Below are 23,381 nucleotides of genomic sequence, written 5' to 3'. Positions count from 1 at the left end.
AAGCAAGTTTCATCCCGACCCGTCAGGGTCGGGATTTTTTTCGCTGCCGGTCAGCGATTAATTTCCGTCACGCTAAAGTCATGGATATCCAACTCAAACGCCTCGGCTAATTCATGCCATGTATGATACTCACGACCGTCCACGCTGACTCTGTCCGGGTCGTTTCCGCTACGATGAATTTCGCTCTCGCTGATTTCATTAATTGCCGCCAGCAACGCGTCAACGTCGACGCTGACTTCACGTTTTGCGGTATCGCTGTACTCTTTCGCGGTCTTCATTGCAACCTCGTCATTAACCGTGTCACAGACTAAGTATAGACCGTTGAGAAAACCCGCAATCGAACCTGTCAAACGCTGTCAGGCGGCGGTTTTTGTTCTACACTGGCACAAAGCCACAGGAGGATAATGATGAAGGTGAATGATCGGGTGACAGTCAAAACGGACGGCGGTTCTCGTCGCCCTGGCGTGGTACTGGCAGTGGAAGAGTTTAGTGAAGGCACAATGTACCTGGTTTCGCTGGAAGACTACCCGCTCGGCATCTGGTTCTTTAACGAGTCAGGGCATCAGGATGGTATCTTTGTGGAGAAGGTTGAGTAGGGTCACGATGGCCGATGTAAACCCGGCTGGTGGGACATCCACCAGTCGGGACGTCTCATCGCATGTTAACGAATATACCGTTGGTCACGTTATCGGTCAGTCTGACGACATGATAGATAACCTGTTTGTTATGCGTCTTGATCTTTCGTTTTATATTCCCCTTATGGGATGACACCGTTTTTGCCTTGATATTCATTTGATCTGAAATTTGAATTGTTCCCTGGCCTTCCATCCACATGCGCAACATACTGGACTCAGTTCGACTTAATGATAACGTCGGTAAATTTATTACCCCGGCGGAGTCCGTCTCTTTTTTCAGAATATCGCCAAGGAGATCGTCCAGTGATTCCGGCTTTATTGATTTTGAACTGATCAATAAGTTTTTTCTGACTAATAGATATTCATCAAAATGGACATTGGCAATTGCCATAAAAACAATAAATAGCGTATTGGGATGCTGATTAATGATTTGCTTTATATGCTGACTGTTGGCTGGATCATGGATAAAACAGTCTTCATTAATAAACACCACAGAAGGTTGGTGTGTGTCACAAGCGATGTCGAGTTCGTCAACGGTTTCGATGTCGTTGATTTCCCTTTTTTTCACCCCTCTGCTTACCAGATACCCGGTCAAACCTAGCCGGGTGTAACTGCATAGATCCATAATAATCGTTGACATGGCTTACCCTCACTCAATGCGTAACGATAATTCCCCTTACCTGAATATCTCATCACAACTTAACGGAACCGAATGCTTCACCTAATGAGACGCGTATGCGGTTTTCAGGCGGACTTACTATCCCGTAAAGTTACGTATAATTTGCCTGGAATTGTCTTAAAGTAAAGTAAATGTTGCGTTATGTGAGAGAGATAAAAACAAATAAAGCGCGTGAGAGTTATGCTGGTAGATGTTTTTACTGAATGACTTTCGGATAATCCTTAGAAAAACACGATAAACATTATGGACTATTATTACCGGGTAATTCACTAACAATATCAGCTAATAAATTGAAAATTTCACTAAATAGGTGTTCGCAAAACGGCGCAATCAACGGCATTAATGCTGCGATTAATGTGATACCCACGGTCAGGGTGAGTGGGAAGCCAATAACAAATACGGATAATTGCGGCGCCATACGGTTTAGTAATCCCAGCGCGAGGTTCAGCGTTAGCAGCATGGTGATAACCGGCAACGCCAGCATCATGCCGTTGAGGAAAATCAGACTCCCCGCTCTGGCCAACGCCAGAAACGCGTTGCTGTTCACCGGATTGCCGCCTATTGGTAGGGTGTGAAACGTGTCGACCAGCAGTGAAATCAGCCACAGATGACCGTCAAAGGTCAGGAACAGCAGCATCGCCAGCATATCAATGATTCTGGCGAGCACTGGCATATTCAGATGGCTTGCCGGATCGACAAAGGTGGCAAAGGAAAGCCCCATCTGCAAACCGATAATCTCACCCGCCGTACGCACCGCCGCAAAGGCAAACTGCATGGTAAAGCCCAGCGCGATGCCGATCAGGATTTGCTGCATCGCCAGCCATAACGCGTTAAACGAAAAAATCGGCACATCGTTAGGCGGTAAAGAAGGGGCAATGACGATGGTGATAATGATCCCCAGCCCCAGTTTCACCCGTTTAGGAACCGCGCGCTCACTGAGGATAGGTGCGGTGGTGATCAGCGCCAGTACGCGCAGCAGCGGCCAGAAATAGAGGCTCAGCCAGTGCAGCCATTGATCGCTGGTGACCTGCAACATCTGTCGCCTTACCCGATGATGTACGGCAGATTGGTGAACAGCGTGCGTACGTAATCCAGCAGCAAATTCAGCATCCACGGCCCGGCCACGATGATCGCCGTAAACACCGCCACGATTTTCGGGATAAACGACAGCGTCATTTCGTTAATCTGCGTGGCGGCCTGCAAAATACTGATGATAAGCCCTGTTACCAGCGCGACCAGCAGCAGGGGGGCGGCAAGGGCGAGAGCAACTCTCATGGCCTCGGTGCCAATCATCATGACCGATTCGGGTGTCATTTTTTGCCTCTAGCTATAGAAACTTTGTGCAAGCGAACCCACCAGCAGTTGCCAGCCATCAACCAGCACGAACAGCATCAGTTTGAACGGTAGGGCAATGGTTGCCGGGGGAACCATCATCATCCCCAGCGCCATCAGCACGCTGGCGATCACCAGGTCAATAATCAGGAAAGGGATGAATATCGTAAAGCCAATCTGAAAAGCAGTTTTCAACTCGCTGGTCACATAGGCAGGCAGCAAAATGCGCATCGGCACGGCTTCCGGCCCCTGAAGCGGGCCACTGTTTGCCAGACGGGCGAACAGTGCCAGATCGGCCTGGCGGGTCTGGCGTAGCATAAATTCACGCAGCGGTTGCGCACCTTTATCCAGCGCTTCCTGCATCGAGATTTTCTCTTCGCTGAAGGGCTGATACGCCTCGACATAAATCTTGTCGATGACCGGAGACATGATGAAAAAAGTCAGAAACAGCGCCAGCCCCAGCAGCACCTGGTTTGGCGGTGCGGACGGTGTGCCAAGCGCATTACGCAGCAGGCCGAAGACAATGATGATGCGGGTAAAGCTGGTCATCATCAGCAAAATGGCTGGAATAAAGGTCAGCGAGGTGATAAAGACCAGCGTCTGCACGGGAAGCGACCAGCTCTGTCCGCCGCCAGGCAGGGGTTGGCTCACCAGACCAGGAAGTTGCGCCAGTGCGGCAGGGCTGATAAGCCATAGACCGGTCAGCGTAAGGGATAACAAACGGCGCATCAGGATCTCCCGGAACGCTTAAGCAAACTCTTCATCATGGCCTGAAAATCGGCAGGAGCAGACGGCGTCTCTTCTGGCACAACAGGGGCCGGGGGGAGGGTATGCAGCACACTGATGTTTGACGCCGTGACGCCAAGCACCAGCCGCGCGTCCTCAACGTCGACAATCACCACGCGTTCGCGCGGACCCAGCGAAGTACTGGCGGAGATTTTCAGTCCACGCGCATGGCTGCCTTTCGGCGCAAAGCCCAGACGTTTGATGACCCACGCGGCCGCCAGAATCAACAGGATGATCCCCAACAGCGCGCCGCTGACCTGCATCAGGGGGGAGCCCGGGACGGCAGAAGGCTGTTGAACAGTGGCCTGGGTTTTCATGACTAACGGCTCAGACGACGCATACGCTCGGACGGGGTGATGATGTCGGTAATGCGTACGCCGTATTTATCGGCCACGACCACAACTTCACCCTGGGCGATCAGATAGCCGTTGATCAGAATATCCAGCGGTTCACCCGCCAGACCGTCCAGCGCCACCACAGAACCCTGCGTCAGGCGTAGCAGCTCCTTAATGGTCATGCGCGTACGGCCCAATTCGACGGTCAGTTTGACCGGAATATCCATGATCAGGTCGATATCCTGCAGCGTGCCGCTGACATCGCCACCGCCAAGCTGCTGGAAAACGGCATCGGCAGCACTTTTGCTGGTAGTCGTTTTTTGCTCGTTCAACGCGTCAGCCCACAGATCGTCCAATGCACCAGTGTTCTCATCAGACGGATTATTCATGTCACTCATTTGGGCTGTTCCTCATTCAGCGAATTCAAAATCGGGTTAATCAAATGTTCCACGCGTAACGCGTACTGGCCGTTAACCGTGCCGTATTGGCTGGTCAGTACAGGCACACCGTCCACATGAGCAATAATGCGGTCTGGTTTTTCAATCGGCAGCACATCGCCGGGTTGTAGTTTTAATATCTGAGAAAGGCGCAGCGGAATATCGGCAAAGTTCGCCACCAGCTCCAGCTCGGAGTGCTGAACCTGACGCACCAGATTGTCACGCCAGTTCTGATCTTCATTACGGGAGTTTTCCAGCGGCGGGTTCACCAGCAGTTCGCGCAGCGGTTCAATCATGCTGAACGGCAGACAGATGTTGAACTCACCGGTCAGGTTGCCAATCTCGACGTGGAAAGGGGTGTTGACCACGATATCGTTCGGCGACGTGGTGATGTTGGTAAACTTCACCTGCATCTCAGAACGCACGTACTCCACTTCCAGCGGATTGATAGCCTTCCACGCGTCGCTATAGCCTTCCAGCGCCAGTTTCAGCATGCGGTTGATGACGCGCTGCTCGGTGTGCGTAAACTCGCGGCCTTCCACTTTCGTCGGGAAGCGTCCATCACCACCAAACAGGTTATCGACGGCGATAAACACCAGGCTTGGCGAGAACACTACCAGACCCGTACCGCGCAGCGGCTTAAGGTGGATCAGGTTCAGGTTGGTCGGCACCGGCAGGTTGCGGGCAAACTCGTGATACGGCTGAATGCGGATCGCGCCCACGGTAATATCCGGGCTACGACGCAGCAGGTTAAACAGCCCCATCCGGAACTGACGGGCAAAACGTTCGTTGATGATTTCCAGCGCCTGTAGACGCTCACGCACCACGCGACGTTGGGTATTGGGATCGTACGGGCGAATTTCACTTTCGCCCGCGATACCCGGAGTCGGCTCGTCTTTCGTGTCGCTGTCGCCATTCAACAGCGCATCGATTTCAGCCTGAGAGAGAATACTGTCGCCCATGTCTTTACCGCAGAATGAAAGCTGTATACAGCACGTCGGTGACGTCCTGTTTGGGTTGTCCGGCAACGAGCGGAGGGGAAAGCGTCTCTTTAATCGCCGCGATCAATTTTTGCTTACCTTCTTCGGTAGACAGCGCGTTAGCGTCCTGACGAGAGAACAGCAGCAACAGGCGGCTACGGACTTCTGGCAAATATTCGTTCAGGCGCGCGCGCGTGGCGTCATCTTTCAGACGCAGCGTCACGCCGATATACAGTACGCGATCCGCATCGCCCAGATTGACGGTAAACGTATCCAGGGCGAAGAACACCGGGGCCGGTGGTGGCGGTGGCTCATTGGCCGCCGCAGTGGGATGCTGCTGCATGCGCCAGTAGCTATAGCCTGCGGTTGCGCAGGCGGCAAGGGTAATGATTACCAGCAGCGGGATCCAAATTGAGCGTTTGCTCTTTTTGCTAATCGCGGAATCAGTCATCTGATACGGGCTTCCTGTTTCGGTACAGCTTATCGGCTGATTATCCCGTGTCCTGACCACGGCAAAGCGTGGAAAAGACGCGGATAATCATGCTACCTCTGGCGTTAGGCGAAGATATCGACGGCGCCGTTACCGCGTGCGGCGGACTGGAGCGACGCGGGAACCGCCAGCTCACTCTCGTCATCGGCCATGTGCAGCGCTTGTCCCTGTGTGCGAGCCGTTTGCTGCTGTTGGGAAGAGGAGTGCTGCTGTCCGGCGAAACTCTCGCTGCTGATGCTGCTTTGTCCCAGTTGAATGCCGCTTTCTGCCAGTTGTGTGCGCAGAGTCGGCAGAGCGGCTTCCAGCGCCGCGCGAACGTGGCTATGCGCTGAAACCATCTGTAGCTGTGCCTGGTTATCATCAAGCTTAAGCGAGATTTGTACCTGACCGAGATCTTCCGGATGTAAACGCAGTTCCGCACTCTGCTGGCCCTGGCGGGTAAACAGCGTGATGTGCTGACTCAGGGATTGCTGCCATTCATGACTGCCCAGCGGTGCGCTCAGAACCGGTGCCGCGCTGGTGGGCGGCGGCTGTGAGGCGGAATGCGTGGCGGTGGTCATGGCAATGCCCGGCGTCACGGGGGAAGGCGTACTGTCGATCTCCGCGTTTGCGGCAGCGGCAGCCACCACCGGCGAGGTGACCGCCTGACCTTTAGCGCTTTCCACAGCGAAAGCTGGCGTAGCGCTGTCCGGTTTGCTCTTTTTCGCATCGTCACGGGTCAATGCACTGCTCGCACCCTGCGCGAGCGAGCGGAGATCGGCGCTTAGCGCACTCACTTTTTCACCGGCGGTTACCGGCGGTGTCGTCATTCCCGGTTGACCCGGCAACATGGCGAAAAGGGCGCTCAGGTTGGCGAGATCGTCATCGCTGAGGGCTGAGGTGTCTTCATCCTTTTGTACAGACTGGCGCAGAGCGGCCAGCGCACTGTTCTTCTGCGTGGGGGTCAGCGTGGACAGCAGAGCCTGCGCATCGCTTAACCCTTTTTGCATCTCTTCAGACGGTCCCTCTTTGCCTGCCAACAGGTCGGCCAGCTTAACGGCCTGCGAAGAGTCGCCGTCCTGCGCCAGCAGGCCCTTTTGCAGCTTGCCGCTGGCAGCCTGCAAATCGGCTAAGGTCAGCGGCGCGTCTTTACCCTGCGCATCGCCTGCGCCTAACGCGCCTGCCAGCAGGGCAAGAAAATCCTGGGCGGAGTCCGCCGTTTTCCCGGACGATAAGCCGGTGATAAGGTCTGTGTCAGTGGTGACCAGTTGGGGCAAAGTGATCATTCTGGTTTCCTCATTGCTGCACGCTGCGCAAATTCATCCATTTTTTTCTGATCCAGGCGGTTTTCAGCCAGTAAGGCTGCCGCGTTCTGTCTGTCTTGTAAGGTTTGCCAGGCCTGAAGTCGCTGTTTTTTTTCTCGCCAGCTGTTCAGCGCCACATCCACTTTTTGCGTCCACTGCGTTAACTGCTGGCGATGTTGCTCCACCGCTTTTTCCAGCGTCTGAATAAACTGCTGGTAGTTAATCCAGCGATTACTGGCAATCCCCTGGCTCATATCGTTGTTGAGGTTGCTGCGGTATTCGTTCTGGTAGTCGAGCAGCATCGTGAGCTGCTCTTCCGCCTGCTGAAAACCGCGGCGCATTTCACCTAACAGCAGCGCCGCGTCGTCCACCTCTTTTTCGGCGAGATCCTTGAGCGTTGCCAGTGCACCCTGTTCAGCCATGACCCTTACCCTCCTGCTTTATCACACCGTCGGGAAAATCAGATCGAGCGCCGACAGGGAATCCTCCCAGTCAGCGCGTTCGAAAATACCTTGCTGTAGAAACGACTCCAGCTGAGGCCACAGCGCGATGGCTTTATCGAGCATCGGATCGCTGCCTTTGGCATACGCGCCTACGCTGACGAGATCGCGGTTGCGCTGGAAGCTCGACAGTAACTGCTTGAAGTGACGCACTTTGGCGTAGTGCTGTTCCGTAATCAGCGCCGTCATCGCACGACTGATCGACGCTTCAATGTCGATAGCAGGGTAGTGCCCGGCTTCCGCCAGACGGCGCGACAGCACAATGTGACCATCAAGGATGGCTCGCGCCGAGTCGGCAATCGGGTCCTGCTGATCGTCACCTTCGGTCAGCACCGTATAAAATGCAGTGACAGAGCCGCCGCCGTGGATCCCGTTCCCCGCACGTTCAACCAGAGCCGGGAGTTTGGCGAACACCGAAGGCGGATAGCCTTTGGTGGCCGGTGGTTCACCGATCGCCAGTGCGATTTCACGCTGGGCCATGGCATAACGGGTCAGGGAATCCATGATCAGCAGCACATGCTGACCGCGATCGCGAAAATCTTCCGCAATACGGGTGGCATACGCGGCACCCTGCATGCGCAGTAATGGCGAAACGTCCGCCGGGGCGGCTATCACCACCGAACGCGCGCGACCATCGGCACCGAGAATGTTCTCGATAAAATCTTTCACTTCGCGACCACGTTCGCCAATCAGTCCGACGACGATAACGTCGGCGCGGGTATAACGCGCCATCATGCCGAGCAGGACGCTTTTCCCGACGCCGGAACCGGCGAACAGCCCCATACGCTGGCCGCGACCAACGGTTAACAGGGCGTTGATCGGGCGCACGCCGGTATCCAGCACATGCTCAATCGGCGTACGTTGCAGCGGGTTAAACGGCTGGGTAATCAGCGCCCCGGTTTCTGTGGTATCAGGGGAGGGCAGACCGTCGAGCGGTTTGCCGCTGCCGTCAAGCACGCGACCTAACAGCGCCGGACCCAGCGGCAGTTGCTTGCTGCTTTGCAGCCCTTCGCTGGCGATATTCTTGGCGTAGACGCGCGCGCCGGGCAGAATGCCTTCGACCTCTTCGAGCGGCATCAGAAACAGCCGTTGACCGTTAAAGCCCACCACTTCACTTTCCACTTCGCGGGTTTCCGTCCCCTCCTGACGCTCAATCACGCAGGTCGCGCCAAGCGGCAGCTGTAACCCTGTGGCCTCCAGGACCAGACCGGTGGCGCGGGTCAGTCGCCCATAGCGACGAACGGCCGGAAGCTGCACCATTTTGGCTTCGAAGTTATCCAGCGTCGTTAACCAGCGGGTCAGGCGTGAAGTCATCAGATCACTCCCGGTGCGGCCAGACGACACAGTTCTTGCCAGCGGGTCGCCACGCTGGCATCAAGATCGCCTTCATCCGCAGAGACTTTACAGCCGCCGTGGTGCAGGGTCGGATCGCCACGCAAACGCCAGCCGTGCAGGCTGAGGGTGGCGCCGAGCATCTCTTCGACGCGCTGTAAATCGTCCGGGTGGACACGAAGTTGCGGTTTGCCGCTGAACAAAGGCTCCTGCTGTAAGAGCTGCTGGATCTGCTTGATTAAGGCGGAATTATCCACCGTGGGCGTCTGACCAATCACCTGACGTGCGGCTTCCAGCGCCATCTGCATCAGGCGCGAGGCGATCACGCTGTCCAGCGCGTCCAGCGTGTGCTGAAATTCGCTGACCAGTTGCTGCATCCGCGCATGAAGCGGCGCCTGCTGGGAGCGCGCCTGCGCCTGGCCTTGTTCCAGTCCCTGCGCCAGCCCTTCCTGATAGCCTTGTTCGTGACCGGACTTCCGACCTTCCACGAGACCCGCGTGGTAACCTTGCTCGTGGGCCTGAATTTTCAGTTGCGCTAGCTGCTGCTCGAGCTGCTGTTCCGCACTGATCTCGGGCTCATCCTCTTCTGGCATGGGGTCATCGTTGTGCTCCATGGGCACAAACTCAGCCAGCGGCGGCGCGAGATCGTCCGGGGTCCAGATTTTCCACGGCAGCTCGTTAGACATAGGTATCCTCGCCGCTGCCAATCATCATCTCGCCGGTCTCGGCCAGACGACGTACAATCAACAGAATGGCCTTCTGCTCGTTTTCCACCTGCGACAAACGCACCGGGCCACGGTTGGCGAGGTCGTCGCGCAGGATGTCTGCCGCACGTTGCGACATGTTGCGCAGGAACTTCTCGCGCAGCGGCTGCTCCGCACCTTTCAGGGCGATCAGCAACGACTCGGAATCCACTTCCTGCAGCAAACGCTGGATACTGCGGTCGTCCACATCCACCAGGTTTTCGAACAGGAACATCTCGTCGATAATTTTTTGCGCCAGCTCGCCGTCGAATTCGCGCACGGCAGAGATAACCGCTTCTTCCTGCTGCGTTTTCATCAGGTTGATAATTTCTGCCGCCGTTCTTACGCCGCCCATTTTGCTGCGCTTGAGGTTCTGGCCGTCGAGCAGTCCGTTGAGCACTTCGGTCAGTTCCGCCAGCGCGGCGGGCTGTACGCCGCCAAAGGTGGCGATACGCAGCATGACATCGTGACGCAGACGTTCGTCGAACAGCGCCAGAATATCCGCCGCCTGACCGCGTTTGAGGTGCACGAGGATAGTGGCGATAATCTGCGGGTGCTCGTCGCGGATAAGGTCGGCGGCGCTTTGTGGCTCCATAAAGTTGAGCGTTTCAATGCCGCTGGCGGTATCGCGGGTTTCGAGAATGTCTTCCAGCAGGCTGGAGGCTCGTTCTTCGCCCAGCGCTTTCACCAGCACCGAACGCAGATATTCATTGGCGTTGATGTTCAGGGCGGCAAACTGCTCGGCTTCAAGCTCAAACTCCGCCAGCACGTCGGTCAGTTGTTTGTTGGAGATCTGGCGGACGTTTGCCATTGCCGCACTCAGCGTTTGTACTTCGCGCTGGGAGAGGTGTTTGAACACCTCCGCCGCGCGATCTTCGCCAATGGTCATCAGCAGGATGACGCTTTTATCGGTACCGGAAAGAGCATTACTCATGATCGTTATTCATCCACTGGCGAATGACCAGCGCCACGACGCGCGGATCGTTATCTGACATTTCGCGAATGCGCTGGCTCATCACTTCTGCGCCCAGACGCTGATTCGCCCGACGCTGCTGAGTCTGCTCATCTTTACTGAGGCGAACTTCAACGGCTTCTTCGGTTTCCTGACGGATCTGCTCGCGTTCCTGCAGGGCTTTCACCTCTTCAGCACGACGTGTCAGCTGCGGACGAATCGCTTTACGCCACAGGATCCACGCCACCAACAGCACCAGTAACCAGCGACCGGCAGAGATCAATTGTTCGATAAACAGCTGCTGTTTCCAGAACGGCAGTTCGCCCGCGTTGTCATCCGTGGCGCTGAACGGTGAATTGACCACGTTCAGGGTGTCGCCGCGCTTATCCGAGAAGCCCATTGCTTCGCGGGTCAAATCTTCAATCTGCTTCATTTGATCGGCGGTAAGCGGCAGCGGTTTGCCATCCGGCAACGTTTTGTAGTTCACGACCACCGCGACGGACAAACGCTGTACGTCGCCGACGTTCATTTTTGTGTGGCGGATGGTGCGGTCAACTTCATAGTTGCTGGTTTCGTTACGCTGAGTATTGCGCGGACCGGCACTGGCGCTGGTGGTTGCCTGCTGCTGTGTGTTCTGCCCGTTTTGCGCATTCTGTGCATTTTGCTGATTCGCCGGGGGCGCGGTGATTGGCGCCGTATTCGCAGGCGCAGGCTGGTTGGACAGCGCACCCGGCACGCCGCCAGGCAGACCTGAGCCAATTTGTTCGCTTTCGTTCAGTTGCCGCGAGCGCAGCACGGCCTGAGAGGCATCGCCGTTTGGTCGATACTGCTCTTCCGTCTGCTCTTTATTGGCGAAATCCAACTGCGCGGTCACCTGCGCATGGACATTCCCGTTACCGACAATCGGCGACAGGATGGATTCGATACGGCGCTGGACGCGGCCTTCCACGTCGCTGGCGTATTTCAGCTGAGCATCATTCAGATCGCGGCTGTTGGTGTTTGACTGAGTGAGCAGATGGCCGGCCTGATCGACCAGCGTCACATTACCCGGCGGCAGACCCGCTACCGCGCTGGAAACGAGGTGTACGACGGCGCTGATTTGCCCTTCATCCAGCGCACGTCCCGGTTCCAGATTGACGGTCACCGAGGCAGAAGGGGATTTCTGTTCACGCACGAACAGAGACGGCTTGGGCATCGCCAGATGCACGCGAGCGCGTTTAACCGGTCCAAGCGTTTCGATAGTACGCGCCAGTTCGCCTTCCAGCGCCCGCTGGTAGTTCACCTGCTCGCTAAACTGGCTGATGCCGAACTTTTCCTGATCCAACAGTTCAAAGCCCACCGCACCGCCTTTCGGCAGCCCTTGTTGCGCCAGACGCAGGCGCAGTTCATGGACTTTTTCGGCCGGAACTTCAATCGCACCGCTGCCTTCCGAGAAGCGGTACGGGATATTCATCTGGGTCAGTTGGGTGACGATAGCCCCGCCATCCTGATCGGATAAATTGCTGAACAACGTGCGGTAATCAGGCGCTTTGGCCCACAGCACCATCGCCACAATAATGGCGACGGCAGCAGAGCCCGCAACAATCAGAGGAATTTTGGGATTCGCACGCAGGCGATTAAGCCACTCGAGAGGTTTAGATTGGGTTGCAGCCGATGCAGTCGCGTTCATCTCGCACCTCGTGACTGTTCGTGGACGGCTTTATTTGCAAAGTGGAACAAGACTCACTCCCGGGTCAGCAAAATCGAAAAATTGACGGTCTCATTATTTGCGGTTTCGTTTTTTTCTATGCGGTAAAAACCGGGGTTTTATAGCGTTATTTAGCGCCTTTATCTTATTGACAAACTGGTAATCTCTGCTGCGTAGAAAACCATCCAGAGGATTATCATGTCAGCGATACAGGGGATTGAAGGGGTCATCAGCCAGCTCCAGGCCACGGCAATGAGCGCCCGGGCGCAGGAGACACTGCCGCAGCCGACCGTGAGTTTTGCCGGTCAACTGCACGCGGCGCTGGACCGCATCAGCGATACGCAAACCGCCGCCCGCGTGCAGGCGGAAAAATTCACGCTGGGTGAACCGGGGATTGCGCTTAACGATGTGATGACCGATATGCAAAAAGCCTCAGTTTCTATGCAGATGGGGATCCAGGTGCGTAACAAACTGGTATCGGCCTATCAGGAAGTGATGAGCATGCAGGTTTAGGTTATCTAACCTAATGATATTTATGATTAATACCCATCCGATCCTACTGCGTGGGGCATGGATGGGGCAAACTCACTCAATTCCTGGTTGAGGAAGAGTTATTTTCAGCCATCCATGATTCGTACACCCGGTAAACCATTTGCGCGTCGGTGTGGCCCATTTGCTTAGCGATAAAGTTTGGGTTAGCACCCACAGTCAATGACCAGCATGCATACGTGTGCCTGGATTAGTATGCCCTGCGATAGCGAATCCCGGCGCGTCGCATTGCCGCCTCCCATAACTGATTGAACAACCCCATTGCGTAATGATGCCTGGCCCGGCCATTACGCAATACGATCTGCGGGTTGAACACGAACGTGCATGGGTGCACATCAGTACGACCGTATTCACGCAACTTCGCCTCAACCTGATACTGCTCTCCCAACCTGGTCATTTCAGCCTGGTTCTTCAGCACATCTATATTATTGCGTTCGTTTAGTGGGTTTGAATATGTATTAACTGTTGGTGGTAATGTCACTCAACACTTATGCAAGTGAAATGCTAACTAATCAAATACAGGGGGCAGGATTGATGCTGTTAGTTTCTGGCGCAAGTAGTAATTTCGTTTAGTTCGTTACCAGTAGTTGGTCGAATTAACATGAAAGGGTATTTTGTCTGATAAAATATAAGGAGCGCACCGTGTTTTGGTGCGCTATTAAATTTAGTTGGCGCTATTATTTGATATTGTGTCATATACACTATCAAACACAATCTTAGAACCAAATACAGATAAATGAGAACCGTCTATATAAATTGGTGACTTTTCAATAGTGACAAGACATTTATCGTCTTCACATAGCGCTTCGTTTGGATCTATGAAAGTGACGTTTCTATCTTCTGCGAAGGCATGTTTTATTCTATCGTTTATTTCAATTTTTGATTTTGAAATGGTAGCACTACAATTTCCAAACAAAGCGTAACCCGGTAAAATGTTTTGAGCCAAACAACCATAAGAATTTGGGTTTGTTGACATGGGTACGCCGATAATGTAGTAATGTCGGTCGCCTCCAGTTTTGATAATATTTTTTATTTCATCAATCCAAATGTTATAAAAATTCTCCATGGATAGTTTTTCTGCATGATTACCTCCCCGCTTGATGAGTGAGTCTTTATATTTATCCCACGCAGACGCGAATATAACATCAGCATCTTTATATTTCTGAAAAACATCAAGCAGTATTCCGTAAGCCTTTGAGCAATTTTTATCTTCTTTATTGTCCTTAAATCTACTGTAATTAGGCATTATTGGACATCCATGAAAAAACATATTTACAGATTTTATTTTTTTATCATCAATAGACTTTGCATATTGAGCTGCAAACGAATCCCCAAATATTATAAAATCAACACCTTTATCAGCATGAGAAAGATATGGCTCATTTGCTTTATAACCGTAACCGCCATAATAAACGCGCTGGAACTGCTCTTTGGTAAGTCTTAATTCTTCAGGAACTCTTTGTTCAGCACCATTTGTATTTTTGACATAGTAAGATCCAAGTAATGCAAATGTGAAAATAGATATATTTGTTAATGATAGTTTATTATTTTTTTCTGCCGTGAAATAGATTACAGATGCGATTACTACTGTTAAGAAAAAATATAAAAATGGATTGATATCTAAATTTATTTTTCTGGAGAATACAATTAAAGGCCAGTGTATAAGATATATGGAATAAGAAATCTTGCCGATTAATTGAAATGCAATATTTGAAGTAACTATGGATTCATTTCTTGATGCAACGATAACAAGTAACGTTCCTAATACCGGAAGCATAGCGTTATAACCAGGCCACAAAGTATCTTCTTTGAAAAGAAGATAACTCGAAGCAATCATCATAAGGCCTACTATCTCGCATAACTGAGAACTCCTCGACCCCCTTTTAATAATTCCAGCCTCACTAATGGTAAATGCCAATCCACCAGCCAACATTTCCCACGCACGTGTTGCCAGTGTGAAGTAAGAGTCTGTAGGATTAATTGGTGTTCTGTAAATTGACAAACCAAGTGAAATAATCACGCCAATGTATATAGCCCTGCGTGTTAACTTCCCCCCTAAAAAATAATATATGCATGACAAAGCTAAAGGATACACCAAATAGAATTGCCATTCTGCGGAAAGAGACCATGTGTGCAGTAATATATTATCCAGTGATGATGTGTCGAAATAACCTGTTTGTGATGCGTACCAATAATTAGAAAAAAACAATATGCTACTGACAGCGTTTGCAGCAAGCTCAGCGTAATCCTTTGGCAAAAGAATGCACCATCCAACAAACAGACATATAATGCATGTTGCACATAGAGCGGGAATAATACGTTTAGCCCTGGCTAAATAAAATTTCCATATGCTAAATGAATCAGAATCAAGACCGGTGAGTATTATTTTAGTCATCAAAAAACCTGAAATGACAAAGAAAACATCTACGCCGGCAAATCCACCCGGTAGCCAATTTTTATCAAAGTGAAATAGTATTACGCCAATAACTGCTAATGCTCTTAGTCCATTTATGTCTTTTCTGAATTGCATGGATCTCTCTTACTTTAATTAATGCGCATATCATAACATTCGACGCGCTTGGCAAAGTTACGCTGGATTCTAGCACCTCGGATGACTCTGATCAGCACTTGATTAACAATGAATTATGAAACGCTGGTCATGCATACAGTCCATTTTGAGTAGTAATCGACGTGTTACATGTAGTCATGTCAGGGCAATATGCTGATTGCTCTCATTGATGGTTGTATACGCTCTTTATGTGGTTCCTTTTCACCAATATCCTGTCATATCCATCCACTCGTAGCTTCTCGAACATCATCTGGCCATAGGATAGATGTATACGATACGGCTTTCTCTTGTCGCCTTCCTTCTCCCATTCGAACCAACCATAGGTAAACACGAGAGACCAGACATGGCTGCCACTGTGGCTTAAATATTATACTAGTGGCAGCCATCTCGACGCGTGTGTATCAATGGCGGGTTGTCCAGGCACGTATCCCAGAATACAGTATCCGGATACAACGCCTCGCCCGCTGCCGAATGCAACGGGAGTTAGGAGATTACTTCTGAATCAGATAGCGGATCGTCGGCCCGTCCTGCTGAATATCCAGCACGGTGTAGCCGTGGTTGCGCGCATCCAGCGGAATGTTGTTGATGGACTGTGGACAGTCGCTGACCACTTCCAGTATTTCCCCTTTCTGCAGTTGTGGCATCGCTTCCAGCGTTGCCACGGCAGGGTAAGGGCAGGGTTCACCGACCATATCAAGGCGATAATCAGGAACAATTTGTTTCATGCGGATTCCTTAGCAGGGGTCAGCCCGGCGCGACGGAAGAAGCGTTTTTCCCAGCCGATGATGAACATCAATGCGGCAAACAGCAGCAGATAGGTCACCAGCAGGCCGCCGAGCGGACCGAAGGTGTTGAGCAGGTTGATTTTATCCCAGTTGGTGGCAAGCGCAGGGGCAAAGTCATCCCAGTAGTAAGCCAGAATCGTTGAGCCGATGACGTTACCGAGCCCCACCCACCAGTAGTGTACCTGGCCTTCCACCGCGCGATACATCCAGCCGGTTTCACACCCGCCAGCCAGCACGATACCAAAACCAAACAGCAGTCCGCCTATCACCGCATTCGGGCCCGCCCACATGATTTTGGCTTCCACGCCAAGCTGCACGTAGCTGAAAATACCGATCGCGCTGACGCCCATCCCGAAGATGATCGCTTTTGCCATATGGGTGCGTCCGGTTATCCACAGATCGCGAAAAGCGGAGGTGAAGCAAATTTGTGCGCGCTCGATTAACAGACCAAAGCCCACGCCGAACAGCATCGCCAGGCCCAGTTTCGGCTGGTTCATGGCGGTCAGTAGCGCCCAGCCTACCATACCGATAAACACCAGCATGCCGAGACGGAAACGGCGGCGCGCCTGATCCGGCTTTTGCGTCAGCGGCGACGCAGCGGAGACTTTCTGCATTTTAACCGGGATGCGGAACATCGGCAGCAGGGTGAATCGCGCGCCAAACCACGAACCGATGGCGGTTGCCAGGGCAAAGAACCAGGCGTGCAGGGAGAACTGAGGAATACCGGTAAAGAACGCCGCCAGGTTGCAACCCATCGCCAGACGCGCGCCGAACCCGGCGATAATCCCGCCCACTACCGCCTGCATAATGCGGATGCGGCTGCGTGGAACGCGTAGTTTGACGTTATTGGCCCATAACGCTGCCGCGAAACAACCGCCGAACATACCGAGGATCATCATCCCGTCGATGCGGGTGAGCGGGGTGCCTTCCAGATGGATCAGCTTGTAGTAGCCCCATTCTTCCGCATGGACGCCAAACAGTTGCAGGATTTGTCCGCCCCAGCGGGTAAATTCACCCGTGACGGCCCAGAAGGTGCCGGTGATGCCGAAATAGTAAGTGGAGAGAATACCTGCTGCGATGACCGCGGGGACAGGTGCCCAGAATTTAATTAACCAGGCTTGTTTGAATTGTTGCCATGACATGTGCTTTGCCTCTGAACTCAGAAGGTGTGATACAAGAATGCGGATAGTACACCACTGCGGCAATTTTGCCTGGTACTATTAAGCGGTAATCCCAAATGGATCAAAGTTCTGCTGGCACAGTGAAAGGCTGGCGACAGCAGGGCTTTAATGCCACAATCCTCTTTTCTTCGCATGCAGGATGAATGATGAAAAAATGTGTAATCGTTGGGGCGTTACTGATGTTAGCGGGATGCGCCGAGGTGGAAAATTACAATGATGTCGTCAGAACGCCAGCGCCCGCAGGGCTGGAAGGGTACTGGCAAACTGACGGACCGCAACGCAAACTGGTGAGCCCGGAAGCGATTGCCAGTCTGGTGGTGACCAAAGAGGGCGATACGCTCGACTGCCGCCAGTGGCAGAGGGTGATTGCGCTGCCGGGTAAGCTGACAATGCTGTCCGGTGACTTAACTAACGTGACGGTCAAACGTGAACTTTATGAGATCGAACGGGAAGGGAACACCCTGGAATATGACGGGATGACCTTGCGACGCGTGGATCGTCCAACGGTGGAATGTGCCGCTGCGCTGGAGAAATCCCCGCTGCCGTCGCCACTACCGTAATGTGTTGTCCCCGACAGCCATTCCTGTCGGGGCGCTTCACGCGATCACCTCTTCAATAACCCATACGCTGACGCTGCCGGCGTTGCAGTAAAACGTGGCGTCGCCGTTTTCATCGGTGACCACGCTTTCGCTCCGGTTGCCGAGAAAATCTCGCCAGGTTTTATTGCCGTAGTTTGCGCCCAGCGCAAGCGTCTTTTCGCCGTCGTCGCCATTGGATAACACCACCACGCAACCGGGATCGTCGTCCGTCCCGCTGCGGCTAAACGCAATGCAGTTGGGATGATCAAACCAGAGCGTCTGAATACCGTGGGCGAAACGCTGGCGGGCAAGAATAAGTTCGTCGAGTTGCTCAATGACTGGCATGTCGATCGTATAGGTTTCCCCGTCGCCCCCGGTATCCTCATAATGTGCGCCATAGAGATCGGGATAGAAAACCGACGGTACGCCATTTTCCCGCAGCAGGATGAGCGCATAGGCCAGGGGTTTAAACCACGCTTCAACCGGCGCCTCCAGCGCCTGTAACGGTTGGGTGTCGTGATTGGCGACCAGCGTGACGGCGTGAAACGGATCGACTTCCACCAGCGTACCGCTGAAGATCTGGCTCATGTCGTAATCACGGCCCTGGCGCGACGCCTCATGAAAATTAAGCTGTAACGGGGCGTCGAACAGCATCGTTTTGCCTTCCACCTGTTCGATATAGGTTTGCAGCTTATCCACTTCGTGCGACCAGTATTCGGCGACGATAAACAGCGGCTTTGGCGCCACCTCCTGAACATGCTCAATCCACTCTTTATAGAACCAGGCCGGAATGTGCTTGACCGCATCGAGGCGAAAGCCGTCACACTGGGTTTGTTCCATCACCCAGCGCGCCCAGTATTTAATCTCCTCGGTGACGGCGTGATTACGAAAGTCGATATTTTCGCCCATCAGGTAATCGAAATTGCCCAGCTCGTCATCGACCTGGTCGTTCCAGCCCTCGCCGGTGTAGTCGTTGACTATCTTAAAGATACCGTCTTCGTGAGGGTTTTCGATGTGGTCGATGCCGCTAAAGCATTTAAAATCCCAGATGAACTGAGAGTACTGGCCGCCGCGCGCCGGGAAGGTGTAACGCGTCCAGCCTTCGCATTCGATGATCTCATCAGCAATCTGCGTGCGATCCTCTTCGTTGACCCGCTGTACGCGGATGGCCTCTTTCTCGTCCGCCCCCATTTTGTGATTCACCACCACGTCGAGCAGCACCGCGATGTCGTTTTTCTTCAGCGCGTCGACAGCCGCCAGCAGTTGGGCCTTATCACCATATTTGGTCGCAAGGGTGCCTTTTTGATCGAACTCGCCGAGATCAAACAGATCGTAAGAGTCATAGCCGACGGAATACCCGCCTGACGCGCCTTTATAAGCGGGTGGCAGCCAGACCATATTGACACCGATATCGTTGAGGCTATCTGCACGCTCTGTCACTTCCTGCCAGAGTTTGCCGCCGTCGGGGTAATACCAGTGGAAGAACTGCAGTAAGGTGGGGTTTTTCATCTTCCGTGCTCCAGAAGTCTTTTAGACGACCTCTGGAGTATGGAAGATTTTTGCCAACGTAGCGGGAATTATTGCGGGGCAGTGGGGGCGTCGGGCACCAGCAGCATGCCAGAAAGATTGCTGTAGGTAGAGGTCAACGTTTTTTGCTGGTTTCCGTTTTGGATAAGCACTTTTAACTCGTCCATCCGAATGTTCAGCAATCGCTTAACTTCGTTCTCATTATCGATAATTGTGTGGAGCAACTCTCTGATCTGGCTTTGCGTCGACGGATCGCCTGGCGGGTTTGGGTCTTGAGCCAGAGACTCGACCAGGCGAATATACTCCATCTCTCCTTCGACCAATTCATCCCATTTGTTTTCACTCGCCAGCCTGAGCATTTGCTGGCTCACAGAACGAAGTAATAGCCACTGCTGCAAGGATGAAAAGGAAGCGCTCATTATTTTATATCCTGTGCTTTTGAAGACGGATCAATTTCTTTCCATGCTTCTGAAATATTGCTCAGTAGGGCATGAACTTCGAGGATGGCTGACGCGTCATTGTGCAAGTTTGCCTGTAATAAACGGCGAGTCATATAGTCATACAGGTTATCGAGGTTGTCGCATAATTCCTGATTGACACTGCGATCAAGTCCGGACTGTAAACCATTCGAAATAATATTAATGGCTTTGGTCAGTGCTTTTCCCTTACCGGGAATATCGCCCTGTTCAAGCAAGATCAGCGCTTTTTTTAAGGCGCTGAGCGCGCCATCAAAAAGCATGTTTACTAGTTGATAAGGGGAGGCGCTCATTACGGCGCTCTCCACTTCGATTTGCGCATAGGCGCTAATACCTGCACGGCTATACATGCAAAAATCCTTACGACGATGAAGACATAGCGGTAAATTGTTGGCTCAAATAACTACCGGTATTGTTCAGCTTGTTTACCAGCGTATCGAGTTGCGTAAACTGCTTTTTATAACGCTCGATGGTGTTATTGATGCTGAGCGTGGTGTCATCAATGCGCGTTTTTAATTTTTTCAGCGAATTGTTGATACCGTCCGTTGCGCTCTGAACCGCGCCGTCATCGGCCAAAAATTGTTTCAGCAGGGCGCTGGTTTGTACGCCGAATCCGGTTTTTTCACCGTCACCGACAAAGAACTCAGTCACGCTACCTGGTTTATCATTCAGCGCCTTATCCAGTTTAGTGCTGTCAACGGTCAGTTTACCGTTGATATCCTGGGTGATCCCCATGGATGACAGCGTGGCGTAGTCAGAAGGCTGCGCGCTAATCACCATGGAACGCAGGCGCGTCTGAATGTTGCGCAGCGTGCCGTCGCCCATCAGATCGCCATTGCTTGAATCCTGGCTGTCACTGCCCTGATCGACGGCAGTGTATTTCGTTTGTGACGAAATGGTCGTTTGCAATGAGTTATAGGCATCAACAAAAGACTGAATCGCCGTTTTCATTGCCGTGTTATCACGGGTAACTGTGAGCTGTTCTGGCTTATCGGCTTCTGTTTCTTTCAGCAGCGTCAGCGTCAGGCCTTCCGGCGCATCTTTGATCGTATTGCTGCTGCGCGTGATGGTGATATCGTTAATTTTTACTTCGGCATCGGATGCCTGAACCGTCTGCTTTAACCCATTACCAGACGTTGCGGTCGGATCATAAGCCAGTTTCTGCTTCAGAGTATCGTCACCCGTCACTGTCACCGTCATGGCATTACTCACACCCGTCTCTTTGGATGTCAGTGACAAATAATAAGAGTCGTCATCTGCTTTGATAATCGTGGCGGTGACGCTGCCATTTTGCTTATTAATTGCGTCGCGAATCCCGGTCAGCGAGGTTTGATCGTCAGTTAACGTGACGGTCATCGGTTCTTTCTGACCCGGCTGGCTAATGGTAATGGTGCGAGAGTCCGATCCCGTTGTGCCGCCAATTTTATCTTTATTGCTGGAGAATTCCTGGGATGTCAGCGTCTGTGACTGCGCCATCTTGAGAACTTCAACCGTGTAATTCCCAGCTGGCACGCCACCATCCACAGTGGCGCTAAAGGCGGTGTTTTTACTGGTTACCGCAGTGGTTGCGATCTTATCCGCTTTGACCAATGCATCAGATGCCGTCTGCACTTTTTGCAGTGCGCTTTTTACCACGCCCCAGGCCGTCAGCTGTGCTTTATAAGACGTCTGTTGAGTGGTTAACGGTGTGAGTCTTTGCTGTTCTGCGGCATTTAATTTATCCAGCAGAGCACTCAGATCCAGATTCGAACCGACGCCAAGAGAACTAACACTCGCCATTACATTTTCCTTTTGAATAAGAACCAATGGAGAGGGTATCGGCACTTAACGCGAGAAGTTTAGCGAAAAGATAGCGATGGCAATTGCACAATAAAGAGGCTTTTTAGGAAGGTATTCTGCTTCTCGGTAAAATAAGCCAGAGACAGGGATGAAGACTTATTTGAAATTGTTCAGGTGATAAAAAAGCGGCAAAAAAAGAGTGATAAAAATTGCTAAAGGTTCGTTTGAGGGTGTCGATAATCAGGATAACGGCGCAGGAGCCGTGGGCCAGAGGCCTGAAACTAAACACTTTATGAAGGAAACTCAATTATGGCAGTAATCAATACTAACAGCCTGTCGCTGATGACGCAGAACAACCTGAACAAATCTCAGTCTGCTCTGGGTACCGCTATTGAGCGTTTGTCTTCTGGTCTGCGTATCAACAGCGCTAAAGACGACGCCGCTGGCCAGGCAATCGCCAACCGTTTCACCTCTAACATCAACGGTCTGACCGTTGCTGCACGTAACGCCAACGACGGTATCTCTCTGTCTCAGACCGCTGAAGGCGCGCTGAGCGAAATCAACAACAACCTGCAGCGTGTTCGTGACCTGACCGTTCAGGCGCAGAACAGCTCCAACTCCGCATCCGATATCGACTCCATCCAGTCTGAAGTTAACCAGCGTATGGAAGAGATCAACCGCGTCACCAAACAAACTGACTTTAACGGTATCAAAGTTCTGGATAACCGTACTGGTACCGATCAGGGTTATGACTTCCAGGTCGGCTCTAAAGACGGCGAGCAGATCAGCATTCAGATCGGCTCAAGCGCTGGTTGGAACCTGGCGACTGCAGGTGCGGGTGGTACTTCCAGTACTACTATCAATATTGACGAGAGCGTAGCTACCGCAACGGAAGCTTACAACACAAAATATGCCACTACCTTCGCTACTGATAATACTGCAGCACTGACTAAACTGGGTACAAAGGCAATTACAGACGCATCTGCTGAATTGAGTGCAGTTGCTGCCACTACAGCAGGATCTGCAGAAGAAACTGCTGCAGTTGCAACTTTGACCAAGAAATTAGGCTTAGATTCTACACAATCTATTGATGCCACTAACCTTGGTTTAATTAGAACAGGCTATGCTACTGGTGCTGATGCTGCTGATAAAACCGCTGCAGATACAGCACTGTTGGCTCTGACCGAGGCATCAACATCAGTTGTCGATGCAGCGAAAGTTAGTGCTACAGAATCTGCTAAAGCTGCTGCTCTTAAAGACGCGGAAGCTATTCCTGGCTCTGTTGTTAACGGCAACCTGCGTACCGTTGCAGCGAAAGGTTTTGACGTACTGAACGGTACCGTTGATTCTGACGGCAAAACTGACGGTAGCCCGCTGGCTGATATTGATGCCGCGCTGAAAGCGGTTGATACTCAGCGTAGTATCCTGGGTGCTTCCCAGAACCGTTTCGAGTCTACCATCACTAACCTGAACAACACCGTTAACAACCTGACCGATGCCCGTAGCCGTATTCAGGATTCTGACTACGCGACCGAGGTGTCCAACATGTCTCGCGCGCAGATCCTGCAGCAGGCTGGCTCTTCTGTACTGGCCCAGGCCAACCAGGTTCCGCAGACCATGCTGTCTCTGCTGCGTTAATTTACGCTTCTTGCACAAACCCCGCTCCGGCGGGGTTTTTTCGTTCTGGCTTTACCGGTAACCCCTAAATAACCCCTCATTTCACCCACTATTCACCCGATTAAAACCCCTGCAGAAACGGATAATCA

Annotated in this window: 26 protein-coding genes and 1 pseudogene; 4 read left to right on the top strand and 23 right to left on the bottom strand. The window is 52.4% G+C overall.

All coding sequences use genetic code 11. From position 1 onward, the window contains the following. Nucleotides 1–50: 50 nt before the first annotated feature. Nucleotides 51–278 carry a YodD family peroxide/acid resistance protein gene (gene yodD / locus F384_RS09525; protein WP_042318260.1) on the bottom strand — a complete coding sequence of 76 codons (228 nt, stop codon included), beginning with the start codon at nt 276–278 and terminating at the stop codon, nt 51–53. A 129-nt stretch (nt 279–407) separates the two neighbouring features. Here yodD and dsrB point away from each other — a divergent pair, with 129 nt between their 5' ends. Then, nucleotides 408–596 (top strand): protein DsrB, encoded by a 189-nt coding sequence (gene dsrB, locus F384_RS09520; RefSeq protein WP_046481260.1) that lies wholly within the window; start codon nt 408–410, stop codon nt 594–596. Nucleotides 597–651: 55 nt separating this feature from the next. Here dsrB and rcsA read toward each other — a convergent pair whose 3' ends face one another. The 14 genes from rcsA to fliF all read right to left on the bottom strand — a co-directional run bounded on the left by rcsA (nt 652) and on the right by fliF (nt 12,153). After that, complete coding sequence (rcsA, locus tag F384_RS09515; RefSeq protein WP_046481259.1) at nt 652–1,275, bottom strand: transcriptional regulator RcsA; 624 nt, start codon at nt 1,273–1,275, stop codon at nt 652–654. Between the two features lie 280 nt (nt 1,276–1,555). Further along, nucleotides 1,556–2,350, bottom strand: a complete 795-nt coding sequence (fliR, locus tag F384_RS09510) for a flagellar biosynthetic protein FliR (RefSeq protein WP_046481258.1) — start codon at nt 2,348–2,350, stop codon at nt 1,556–1,558. Nucleotides 2,351–2,358: 8 nt separating this feature from the next. After that, nucleotides 2,359–2,628, bottom strand: a complete 270-nt coding sequence (fliQ, locus tag F384_RS09505) for a flagellar biosynthesis protein FliQ (RefSeq protein WP_042318268.1) — start codon at nt 2,626–2,628, stop codon at nt 2,359–2,361. A gap of 9 nt (nt 2,629–2,637) precedes the next feature. Continuing rightward, on the bottom strand, nt 2,638–3,375 hold the full coding sequence (gene fliP / locus F384_RS09500; RefSeq protein WP_046481257.1) for a flagellar type III secretion system pore protein FliP: 738 nt from the start codon (nt 3,373–3,375) through the stop codon (nt 2,638–2,640). Next, nucleotides 3,375–3,749, bottom strand: a complete 375-nt coding sequence (fliO, locus tag F384_RS09495) for a flagellar biosynthetic protein FliO (protein WP_046481256.1) — start codon at nt 3,747–3,749, stop codon at nt 3,375–3,377. Before fliO ends, fliP begins: the two co-directional genes overlap by 1 nt. A gap of 2 nt (nt 3,750–3,751) precedes the next feature. After that, entirely contained in the window at nt 3,752–4,165 is a 414-nt protein-coding gene (gene fliN, locus F384_RS09490; RefSeq protein ID WP_042318274.1) for a flagellar motor switch protein FliN, read from the bottom strand. After that, nucleotides 4,162–5,166, bottom strand: coding sequence for a flagellar motor switch protein FliM (gene fliM / locus F384_RS09485; RefSeq protein ID WP_042318275.1), 1,005 nt, complete (start codon nt 5,164–5,166; stop codon nt 4,162–4,164). The genes fliN and fliM overlap by 4 nt, the downstream gene beginning before the upstream one ends. Before the next feature lie 4 nt (nt 5,167–5,170). Next, a complete protein-coding gene (gene fliL, locus F384_RS09480; protein WP_046481255.1) occupies nt 5,171–5,635 on the bottom strand; it encodes a flagellar basal body-associated protein FliL in 465 nt (154 codons plus the stop codon). A 104-nt stretch (nt 5,636–5,739) separates the two neighbouring features. Then, nucleotides 5,740–6,939 (bottom strand): flagellar hook length control protein FliK, encoded by a 1,200-nt coding sequence (fliK, locus tag F384_RS09475; RefSeq protein WP_046481254.1) that lies wholly within the window; start codon nt 6,937–6,939, stop codon nt 5,740–5,742. Next, nucleotides 6,936–7,379, bottom strand: coding sequence for a flagellar export protein FliJ (fliJ, locus tag F384_RS09470; protein WP_046481253.1), 444 nt, complete (start codon nt 7,377–7,379; stop codon nt 6,936–6,938). The genes fliK and fliJ overlap by 4 nt, the downstream gene beginning before the upstream one ends. A 21-nt stretch (nt 7,380–7,400) precedes the next feature. Continuing rightward, a complete protein-coding gene (gene fliI / locus F384_RS09465; RefSeq protein WP_046481252.1) occupies nt 7,401–8,771 on the bottom strand; it encodes a flagellar protein export ATPase FliI in 1,371 nt (456 codons plus the stop codon). Then, the gene (fliH, locus tag F384_RS09460) at nt 8,771–9,475 is read right to left on the bottom strand and encodes a flagellar assembly protein FliH (protein ID WP_046481251.1); all 705 of its coding nucleotides are present in this window, start codon (nt 9,473–9,475) and stop codon (nt 8,771–8,773) included. Before fliH ends, fliI begins: the two co-directional genes overlap by 1 nt. Further along, nucleotides 9,468–10,466, bottom strand: coding sequence for a flagellar motor switch protein FliG (gene fliG / locus F384_RS09455; RefSeq protein WP_046481250.1), 999 nt, complete (start codon nt 10,464–10,466; stop codon nt 9,468–9,470). Before fliG ends, fliH begins: the two co-directional genes overlap by 8 nt. After that, a complete protein-coding gene (gene fliF, locus F384_RS09450) occupies nt 10,459–12,153 on the bottom strand; it encodes a flagellar basal-body MS-ring/collar protein FliF (protein WP_046481249.1) in 1,695 nt (564 codons plus the stop codon). Before fliF ends, fliG begins: the two co-directional genes overlap by 8 nt. Before the next feature lie 216 nt (nt 12,154–12,369). On the opposite strand from fliF, the gene fliE reads away from it, so the two are divergent. Beyond that, a complete protein-coding gene (fliE, locus tag F384_RS09445) occupies nt 12,370–12,684 on the top strand; it encodes a flagellar hook-basal body complex protein FliE (RefSeq protein WP_043000291.1) in 315 nt (104 codons plus the stop codon). Nucleotides 12,685–12,710: 26 nt separating this feature from the next. Here fliE and F384_RS30215 read toward each other — a convergent pair. From F384_RS30215 to yedE, 4 genes and pseudogenes are all read right to left on the bottom strand, one after another. After that, a pseudogene (locus F384_RS30215) lies at nt 12,711–13,144 on the bottom strand (integrase); the annotation flags it as partial. Between the two features lie 240 nt (nt 13,145–13,384). Beyond that, nucleotides 13,385–15,250: an acyltransferase family protein gene (locus F384_RS27910; RefSeq protein ID WP_052746912.1), complete on the bottom strand. Its 1,866-nt coding sequence runs from the start codon at nt 15,248–15,250 to the stop codon at nt 13,385–13,387. Nucleotides 15,251–15,780: 530 nt separating this feature from the next. Beyond that, the gene (gene yedF, locus F384_RS09435; RefSeq protein WP_046481248.1) at nt 15,781–16,014 is read right to left on the bottom strand and encodes a sulfurtransferase-like selenium metabolism protein YedF; all 234 of its coding nucleotides are present in this window, start codon (nt 16,012–16,014) and stop codon (nt 15,781–15,783) included. Beyond that, nucleotides 16,011–17,216: a selenium metabolism membrane protein YedE/FdhT gene (gene yedE / locus F384_RS09430; protein ID WP_046481247.1), complete on the bottom strand. Its 1,206-nt coding sequence runs from the start codon at nt 17,214–17,216 to the stop codon at nt 16,011–16,013. The genes yedF and yedE overlap by 4 nt, the downstream gene beginning before the upstream one ends. A 185-nt stretch (nt 17,217–17,401) precedes the next feature. Between yedE and yedD the strand changes: the two genes are divergently transcribed. Beyond that, nucleotides 17,402–17,815: a lipoprotein YedD gene (yedD, locus tag F384_RS09425; protein WP_046481246.1), complete on the top strand. Its 414-nt coding sequence runs from the start codon at nt 17,402–17,404 to the stop codon at nt 17,813–17,815. A 36-nt stretch (nt 17,816–17,851) separates the two neighbouring features. Here yedD and amyA read toward each other — a convergent pair whose 3' ends face one another. The 4 genes from amyA to fliD all read right to left on the bottom strand — a co-directional run bounded on the left by amyA (nt 17,852) and on the right by fliD (nt 21,615). Further along, a complete protein-coding gene (gene amyA, locus F384_RS09420) occupies nt 17,852–19,342 on the bottom strand; it encodes an alpha-amylase (RefSeq protein WP_046481245.1) in 1,491 nt (496 codons plus the stop codon). Nucleotides 19,343–19,410: 68 nt separating this feature from the next. Next, nucleotides 19,411–19,779, bottom strand: a complete 369-nt coding sequence (fliT, locus tag F384_RS09415; protein ID WP_046481244.1) for a flagella biosynthesis regulatory protein FliT — start codon at nt 19,777–19,779, stop codon at nt 19,411–19,413. Then, nucleotides 19,779–20,186, bottom strand: a complete 408-nt coding sequence (gene fliS, locus F384_RS09410) for a flagellar export chaperone FliS (RefSeq protein ID WP_046481243.1) — start codon at nt 20,184–20,186, stop codon at nt 19,779–19,781. The genes fliT and fliS overlap by 1 nt, the downstream gene beginning before the upstream one ends. Nucleotides 20,187–20,196: 10 nt before the next feature. After that, a complete protein-coding gene (gene fliD / locus F384_RS09405; RefSeq protein ID WP_046481242.1) occupies nt 20,197–21,615 on the bottom strand; it encodes a flagellar filament capping protein FliD in 1,419 nt (472 codons plus the stop codon). A 309-nt stretch (nt 21,616–21,924) separates the two neighbouring features. Here fliD and F384_RS09400 point away from each other — a divergent pair, with 309 nt between their 5' ends. After that, complete coding sequence (locus F384_RS09400; protein ID WP_046481241.1) at nt 21,925–23,253, top strand: FliC/FljB family flagellin; 1,329 nt, start codon at nt 21,925–21,927, stop codon at nt 23,251–23,253. Nucleotides 23,254–23,381 lie beyond the last annotated feature (128 nt).

Source organism: Citrobacter amalonaticus Y19, assembly GCF_000981805.1.
Taxonomy (GTDB): Bacteria; Pseudomonadota; Gammaproteobacteria; order Enterobacterales; family Enterobacteriaceae; genus Citrobacter_A; species Citrobacter_A amalonaticus_C.
This window is presented reverse-complemented; position numbering and strand designations above follow the sequence as displayed.